5 protein-coding genes and 1 pseudogene are annotated in these 8192 nt (G+C 60.0%); 2 read left to right on the top strand and 4 right to left on the bottom strand.

Features of this window, described 5'->3' with window-relative positions:
• Positions 1-136: 136 nt before the first annotated feature.
• From AC1Q8Q_RS23300 to AC1Q8Q_RS23285, 4 genes and pseudogenes are all read right to left on the bottom strand, one after another.
• Positions 137-868: a methyl-accepting chemotaxis protein gene (locus AC1Q8Q_RS23300; protein ID WP_432669648.1), complete on the bottom strand. Its 732-nt coding sequence runs from the start codon at positions 866-868 to the stop codon at positions 137-139.
• A gap of 135 nt (positions 869-1003) precedes the next feature.
• Positions 1004-2029 (bottom strand): annotated as a pseudogene (locus AC1Q8Q_RS23295) (HAMP domain-containing protein); the annotation flags it as partial.
• Positions 2030-2175: 146 nt separating this feature from the next.
• Positions 2176-2475, bottom strand: coding sequence for a cell division protein ZapA (locus tag AC1Q8Q_RS23290; RefSeq protein ID WP_033045280.1), 300 nt, complete (start codon positions 2473-2475; stop codon positions 2176-2178).
• Entirely contained in the window at positions 2472-2702 is a 231-nt protein-coding gene (locus AC1Q8Q_RS23285) for a hypothetical protein (protein WP_033045282.1), read from the bottom strand. The genes AC1Q8Q_RS23290 and AC1Q8Q_RS23285 overlap by 4 nt, the downstream gene beginning before the upstream one ends.
• A gap of 355 nt (positions 2703-3057) precedes the next feature.
• Between AC1Q8Q_RS23285 and AC1Q8Q_RS23280 the strand changes: the two genes are divergently transcribed.
• Positions 3058-4800 (top strand): potassium/proton antiporter, encoded by a 1743-nt coding sequence (locus AC1Q8Q_RS23280; protein WP_033045283.1) that lies wholly within the window; start codon positions 3058-3060, stop codon positions 4798-4800.
• A 34-nt stretch (positions 4801-4834) separates the two neighbouring features.
• Positions 4835-8185, top strand: a complete 3351-nt coding sequence (gene mscK, locus AC1Q8Q_RS23275) for a mechanosensitive channel MscK (RefSeq protein ID WP_033045285.1) — start codon at positions 4835-4837, stop codon at positions 8183-8185.
• The last annotated feature ends 7 nt before the right edge of the window (positions 8186-8192 follow it).

Raw genomic sequence — 8192 nt, 5'->3', positions numbered from 1 at the left:
CCCTGCTGAAGGGGCAGAGTGAATACCAACCGAAAACCAGTTGAGGGCTTCCCCTCAACCATAGAATCTCCCACAGTTGAACGCGTGACACTGTGGGAGCGAGCCTGCTCGCGAAGAGGACATCACCGACAACAGATCAGCTCAGACGAAACCCACCCATCTGCCGCGCCAGATCATCCGCCAACCGCTGCAACGTCAGGCAATCCTCCCGACAAGCCTTGACCTCCCCGGCAGTCGCCCGCGCCAGATCGGAAATCCCCTGCACGTTGCGGTTGATCTCTTCCGTTACCGCCGACTGCTCTTCCGTCGCCGTCGCCACCTGGTGGTTCATGTCGCTGATGCGCTCGACCTGCCCGGTAATCGCCGTCAACGAAGCCCCGGTGCGCTGGCTCGACTCGACACCCGTGCCCGTCGCGGCCTGGCCGGAATGCATCGACGACACCGCGTTCTCCGCGCCCTGCTTGAGGCTGCCGATCATCTGCTGAATCTCGTCGGTGGATGTTTGCGTGCGTCGCGCCAGGGTGCGCACTTCATCGGCCACCACCGCGAATCCGCGTCCCATGTCGCCGGCCCGCGCCGCTTCGATAGCGGCGTTCAGCGCCAGCAAATTGGTCTGCTCGGAAATTCCGCGAATCACCGCGAGCACCTGATCAATCGATGCCACCTGGTCTGCCAATTCGCCCACGGCTCTGGCGGCGACGCCGATTTCATCGGACATGCTTTCAATATGGCGGATCGAACCCCCGACCACTTCCCGCGCCTGCATTGCTTCATCACGGGCGTTTTGCGAAACGACTGCCGCGTTGCCGGCGTTTTGCGCAATTTCCTGCACAGTCAGGCCCATTTCGTGGACCGCGGTGGCGACCATGTCGGTCATCTCCTGCTGGCGCCCGGAACGCTCTGCGGTGTTATCCACCACCCGTGCCACCTGCCCGACCGCTGCGCGCAAGCGGTCGCTGGTGGTCAGCACTTCGCCGATCATTCCGCGCTGGCTTTCCAGGAAGCGATTGAACCCGCGCGCCAGGTCGCCCAGCTCATCGGCGCGGCTGGAATCTAACCGATGGGTCAAATCTCCACCACCGCTACCGATGGCCACCAGTGCCGCTGTTACCTGACGAATCGGTCGTACCAGGCCACGGGCCAGCAACACCACCAGCAACAAGCACACCAGGGCCACCGCCAGGCCGATACCACCGCTCATCCACATGGCGCGACGGGCCTCGGCGTAGATTTGCGATTGCGGCACTTCGGCCACCAGGGTCCAGCCCAAATCCCTTAACGGCAGACTCAGCGCCAGATAATCCTCACCCTCACGGGAAAAACCGCTGCTGGTGGCAACTATTTGACCCATGACTGCTTGTGCCGCCGAGCCGCCGATTTGTTCGACCAGAGTACGCTTGCCGCTGAATTGAGCCTCGGGATGCACCTGGATCAAACCGTCGGAGCGCACGAGATAGACCTTGCCACGCTCACCAAAGCTGAAGTTGTGAATCAGCTCGGACAGCTCTTTCATGCTCAGGCCCAGTCCGGCGACGCCCACGACCTTCCCGGCCTTCTCGACTTTAAGGTCGATGAAAAGCGCCAATTCTCCGGTGGCCGCGTCGTTATCAATATTAAGGGTGCGCGGCTGGTCGCTGTCGAGGAACGCATAGAACCAGGCGTCTTTTGGATTGGAACGACTGAGGGTACGGTCCAGGCCTTTTTCGTTGAAGTAATGGTGGGTAGCCGTGCCGACCATCAACGCGGTAAAGGCTTTGTGTTCGGCACGCACGCCTTCGAGGTAAGTGGTAAACGTGCCGGCCTGGGCACTGTCTTCACCCGCGGCCAGCCAGTCGCGCACCATGCTGTTGCTGGCGATGTCCTTGGCGGCGGTTAGAGGCTGGACAAGGATGCGTTCGATGTCGTTGCGCATCGCCTCGATGCTCGACGGCAAGGCTTGCTCGACCAGATAGCTTTGAGCAAGGCGGTTGACCACGAGGGTATAAATGCCAACCACGATCAGAATGCTGACCAACAGGGCGGTGCCCATGCTCAGGATCAACTGCCACTGAATACTGCGTCGCCAGAACTGCATGGAGCACCCCCAAAGAATAAGAGGCTGAAACACTGCAACAGCCGTGCCGATTGTATACAACTAAATCGACAATTTTATTCTTTGGTTGTGCGCAAAGCCGATCAGACCTGATTGATCGTCTTGGAAATCACTTCAACCGTGGCGCTGACTTGCTCTTGGTAACGGTCGAGTTCCTGCTTGTGGCGCTTTTGCATTTCGATCTGTTGGGAACACAGATTCATAGCGGCCAGCACCAGTAGTCGGTCACCGATCAGGGTCGGGTACTTCTTCTTGGTCTCGGCCAGGGCAGCCTTCAACATCAATGCGGCGTCCAGCAGGGTCTGTTCTTCCCCGGCCGGTGCCTTGATCGAATAGTCTTCCCCCAGAATCGAGACGACTTTCACACCTGGGCCATAACTCATGCGTTGACAGGGCCAGCGCTGACGCGCTCAACCAGGGCCTGGATGCGTGCCACGGTGGCGCCTTGTTTCTCTTCCTGTTCCATCAGGCTCAGTTGCAGGCTTTCGTTTTCATCCTTGGCCTGGGCCAGTTCGGCGCTCAGGGTCTGGTTAGTGCTGACCAAGGCCTGGTTCTGTTGCACCAGATCGCTGACCAGTTGTTCCAATTGGCTTAGGGATGCTTCCAACATTTTGATTTTCCGGGCATTTTCAAAGGGCGCGTACGATAAAGAAAAGTCACGGTGGATGCCAGGGTTAAACAGGCGCAAGGCCTTGATTTTCCTGACCAGTGACCCTTCTCGCGAACTGTAGAGACTGTGATTGTCCCATCTGGTTCCTGCAGTTCGTCGCCATGAAGCGCAAAAGATCGCAGCCTTCGCCAGCCCTGCAAGAGATTCGCGTTTTCCTGTAGGAGCTGCCGCAGGCTGCGATCATTTGATTGGCAAAAGCTTTTTGACAGCATCACATTTCAACAGGTTAGAATCGCTGGCACGCAGACTGCATGGTCAGTTTGTGCCCGCTTTTCAGCCTTCCGGAGTACTGCCTTTGAATGCGACGACCATCAACAGCCTGTTCTTGATCGGCGCGTTGCTGGTAGGTGCGAGCATCCTGGTAAGTTCACTTTCGTCGCGCCTCGGCATCCCGATCCTGGTGATCATCCTGGCCGTGGGCATGGCCGCCGGCGTCGATGGCGGCGGCATTATCTTCGACAACTACCCCACCGCTTATCTGGTCGGCAACCTGGCATTGGCGGTAATCCTGCTGGACGGTGGCTTGCGTACTCGCGTATCGAGTTTTCGCGTGGCCTTGTGGCCGGCGCTGTCGCTGGCCACTGTAGGCGTGCTGATTACCACCGGGCTGACCGGCATGGCCGCGGCCTGGCTGTTCGACCTGAACCTGATGCAGGGCCTGCTGATCGGTGCCATCGTCGGCTCTACTGACGCCGCCGCAGTGTTTTCCCTGCTAGGCGGCAAAGGCCTGAACGAACGGGTGACCGCCAGCCTGGAAATCGAATCCGGCAGCAACGACCCGATGGCGGTGTTCCTCACCGTGACCCTGATCGACATGCTCGCCAGCGGCCAGACCGGCCTGCACTGGAGCCTGTTGACGCACCTGCTGCGCGAGTTCGGCATCGGCGGCATCATCGGCCTGGGGGGCGGTTGGCTAATGCTGCAACTGGTCAACCGTATCAACCTGGCCACCGGTCTCTATCCAATCCTGGTCATTGCCGGCGGCCTGGTGGTGTTCGCCCTGACCAACGCCCTGCACGGCAGTGGGTTCCTGGCCGTGTACCTGTGCGGCCTGGTTATCGGCAACCGTCCGGTGCGCAGCCGTCACGGCATTTTGCACATGCTCGATGGCATGGCCTGGCTGGCGCAGATCGGCATGTTCCTGGTGCTGGGGCTGCTGGTCACGCCCCACGATCTGTTGCCGATTGCCCTGCCGGCACTTGCGCTGGCGCTATGGATGATCCTGTTTGCCAGGCCGTTGTCGGTGATGGTCGGCCTGCTACCGTTCAAGGCGTTTCACGGGCGCGAAAAGGCGTTCATTTCCTGGGTTGGACTGCGCGGTGCGGTTCCGATCATTCTGGCGGTGTTCCCGCTGATGGCGGGCCTGCCCAACGCCCAGCTGTACTTCAACCTCGCCTTCTTTATCGTGCTGGTATCGCTGCTGGTGCAAGGCACAAGCTTGCCGTGGATCGCCAAACTGCTGAAGGTGACGGTGCCACCCGAGCCTGCGCCAATCTCCCGCTCGGCCCTGGAAGTGAACGTCACCAGCGAGTGGGAACTGTTCGTTTATCGCCTCGGCGCCGAGAAATGGTGCATCGGTTCGCACCTTCGCGAGCTGAAAATGCCCGAAGGCACCCGTATCGCAGCCCTGTTTCGTGGCGAACAACTGCTCCATCCGTCGGGTAGTACGGTGCTGGAAGTCGATGATTTGCTGTGTGTTATAGGCCATGAACACAACCTGCCGGCCCTCGGAAAACTGTTCAGCCAGGCGCCGCAGCGGGGCCTCGATTTGCGTTTCTTCGGCGACTTCGTCCTTGAAGGAGACGCCCAGCTGGCCGCTGTTGCCGCCCTGTACGGGTTGAAGGTCGAAGGCATCGATCCGGACATGTCCCTGGGGCACTTCATTGCCCAGAAAGTTGGGGGTGCGCCCGTGGTCGGTGACCAGGTTGAATGGAACAACACCATCTGGACCGTTGCGGCCATGGAAGGGAACAAGATCGGCAAAGTGGGCGTCAGATTTCCCGAAGGAAGTCGCCCCGGCCCGGGACTCTTCCTCTAAACTCCATTCTTCGTCTCGTTTTCGATCGGTCACTATGTCAAGCCTGCGCACGTTTTTCGTCATGGTCCTGTTGGGCCTGAGCCTCTCTGTCGGTACCGTACAAGCCGCCGAACCGCCCACCCGTGAATCCGTACAGGCAAGCCTGGACAAGATCGCCGACCGCAAACTGCCGGAAGCCGATCAAAAGGCCCTGCAATCCGTCCTGCAGAGCACGCTGACACAGCTCAACAATCAGCGTGATTACGAGCAGAAGCTGGTCGAGCTCAAGCAACAGCTGGCCAGCGCGCCCAAACTGACCATTGAGAACCAACGCGAACTGGCCCGCCTGAAGGCCAGCAGCGTGGTACCGGTGGCGCAACGTTTTGCCAAAGAGTCGATTCAGCAACTTGAGCAACTGCTCACCGAACGTTCGACCCAGCAAAGCGATCTGCAAAAAGCCCTGGGCGACGCTAACAGCCTGATCATTACCGCCCAGACTCGCCCCGAACGCGCCCAAGGGGAAATTTCCGCCAGCCAGACGCGCATCCAGCAGATCAACAACATCCTCAAGGCCGGCAAAGACGCCGGCAAAACCCTGAGTGCCGAGCAGCGCGACCAGCTCAATGCCGAGCTCATGGCGCTGAACGCCCTGATCCCGCTGCGCCGCCAGGAACTGGCGAGCAACACTCAGCTGCAAGACTTGGGCAATAGCCAGCATGACCTGCTGACGGAAAAATCCGATCGCCTGGATCAGGAAATCCAAGAGCTGCAAAACCTGATCAACCAGAAGCGCCTCGCACAATCCCAGGAAACGGTCACCCAGCAATCGATCGAAGCGCAGAAGGCCGGCGGCAGCAGCCTGCTGGCCGTCGAAAGCACGGCGAACCTGAAACTCTCGGACTATCTGCTCAAAAGCACCGACCGCCTCAACGAAGTCACGCAGAAAAACCTGCAAACCAAGCAACAACTGGACAGCTTGACCCAGAGCGATTCGGCCCTGGACGAGCAGATCAACGTGCTCAAGGGCAGCCTGCTGCTGTCCAAGATTCTCTACAAGCAGAAACAGGCCTTGCCACGCCTGCGGGTCGACCGTGACCTGGCGGACCAGATCGCCGACATTCGCCTGTATCAATTCGAAGTCAGCCAGCAACGGGAGCTGCTGAGCAACCCGGCGAGCTACGTCGACAACCTGCTGTCGACCCAACCGCCCGAGCAGGTCACCCCGCAATTGCGCAAGAGCCTGCTGGAGCTGGCCACCACCCGTGCCGACCTGCTGGAGCGGCTGAACCGCGAACTGAGCGCGGTACTCAACGAATCCATCACCCTGCAACTGAATCAGAAACAACTGCTGAGTACCGCGCAAAGCTTGCGGGCGACACTCGACGAGCAGATGTTCTGGATTCCCAGTAACAAACCGCTGGATGTGGAGTGGTTCAGTACTGTGCCGGAGCGCCTGAGCCGTCAGGTCGATACCCTGCCCTGGGCTTCGAGCCTGAGTGAACTGGTCGACGGCCTGACCCAGCGTCCACTGCTGTTCCTGCCGCTGGCATTGCTGATTGGTGCACTGCTATGGCGACGCAAGCAGCTGTATGCCCGCCTGAACAAGGTTCACCAGGACATCGGGCATTTCAAGCGTGATAGCCAGTGGCACACACCCCAAGCCATTTTGATCAACATCCTGCTGGCGATGCCAGTGTCACTGGCCCTCGCCTTGTGCGGCCTGGCCCTGCAAATCGACGCCCGCGGGCAGAACGCGAGCATGGGCGCGGCCTTGCTGCAAATGGCCGGGGCGTGGCTGGTGTTCTACACCGCCTACCGAATCCTCGCGCCGGGTGGCGTGGCGGAATTGCATTTCCGCTGGGAAAAACCCCAGGTCGAATTCCTCCGGGGCTGGGTCCGCCGCCTTGGCATGGTGGTGATGGCACTGGTCACCGTGGTGGCGGTGGCGGAATTGCAACCGGCGGCGCTGGCCGATGACGTGCTCGGCATGCCGGTGGTGCTGATCTGCTACGCCTTGATGACCTGGCTGCTCAGTCGCTTGCTGATCAGCAGCCCGACCCACGAAAACGCCTCGTTGTTCCGCAAGGTCCTGGGCATTCTGTTTACCGCGCTGCCCATCGCACTGTTCGTGGCCGTGTGCTTCGGCTACTACTACACCGCACTCAAACTCAGCGACCGACTGATCAACACCCTTTACTTGCTGATGTTCTGGCTGGTGATCGAAGCGACCTTCGTGCGCGGCCTGAGCGTGGCGGCACGGCGCCTGGCTTACCAGCGCGCCCTGGCCAAACGCCAGGCGGCAAAAGAGGCCGGCGACGGCGAAGCGGTCATCGAAGAACCGACGATGGACATCGAGAAGGTCAACGAACAATCCCTGCGCCTGATCCGCCTGGCGCTGCTGGGTGGCTTCATCGCTGCGCTGTATTGGGTCTGGGCCGACTTGATCACGGTGTTCTCGTACCTGGACAACATCACCCTTTACGAATACACCAGCGGCACCGGTGCCAACATGAGCATGGTGCCGATTAGCATCGGCGACATGCTCGGTGCACTGATCATCATCGGTATCACCTTTGCCCTGGCGCGCAACTTACCCGGCCTGCTGGAGGTGTTCGTGCTCTCGAAGCTGAACCTGGCCCAAGGCAGCGCCTATGCCACCACCACGCTGCTGTCCTACCTGATCGCCGGTATTGGTTTCGTCTCTACCCTGTCGACCCTCGGCGTGAGCTGGGACAAATTGCAATGGCTGGTCGCGGCGCTCTCGGTCGGCCTCGGCTTCGGTATGCAGGAAATCTTCGCCAACTTCATCTCCGGCATCATGATCCTGTTCGAACGCCCGGTGCGCATCGGTGACACCATCACCATCGGCAACCTGTCGGGTACGGTGAGCAAGATTCGCATCCGTGCCACCACCATCACCGACTTCGACCGCAAGGACATCATTGTCCCGAACAAGACGTTCATTACCGGGCAACTGATCAACTGGTCGCTGACCGATACCATCACCCGGGTCACGCTCAAGCTCGGGGTCGATTACGGCTCGGACCTGGACCTGGTCAAGGAATTGCTCCTCAAGGCTGCACGGGAAAATCCGCGGGTGCTCAAGGAGCCCGAGCCGCACGTGTACTTCCTCAACTTCGGCGAAAGCACTCTTGACCACGAGCTGCGCATGCACGTGCGCGACCTCGGCGACCGCAACCCGGTGCTCGATGAGGTCAACCGCTTCATCAACCGCGAGTTCAAGAAGCAGCACATCAACATCTCCTTCCGCCAGATGGAGGTCTACCTCAAGAATCTCCACGGCCAGGAATACAAGATGGTGCCGATCGAGCCAGAAGCGAAAACCATCGTGCCACTGGTCGATGGCAAGCCGGTGCAAGAGCCACCTTCCGCCAAACTCGACTAACCGGCCA

The sequence above is a fragment of the Pseudomonas sp. GW823-FHT06B06 genome, from assembly GCF_058795195.1.
This window is presented reverse-complemented; position numbering and strand designations above follow the sequence as displayed.

What these genes read in the sequence shown, in the direction of transcription:
- AC1Q8Q_RS23300 (WP_432669648.1), bottom strand. Translation starts at nt 868, where the DNA reads ATGGTCGCCACCGCGGTCCACGAAATGGGCCTGACTGTGCAGGAAATT.
- AC1Q8Q_RS23290 (WP_033045280.1), bottom strand. Translation starts at nt 2,475, where the DNA reads ATGAGTTATGGCCCAGGTGTGAAAGTCGTCTCGATTCTGGGGGAAGAC.
- AC1Q8Q_RS23285 (WP_033045282.1), bottom strand. Translation starts at nt 2,702, where the DNA reads ATGTTGGAAGCATCCCTAAGCCAATTGGAACAACTGGTCAGCGATCTG.
- mscK (WP_033045285.1), top strand. Translation starts at nt 4,835, where the DNA reads ATGTCAAGCCTGCGCACGTTTTTCGTCATGGTCCTGTTGGGCCTGAGC.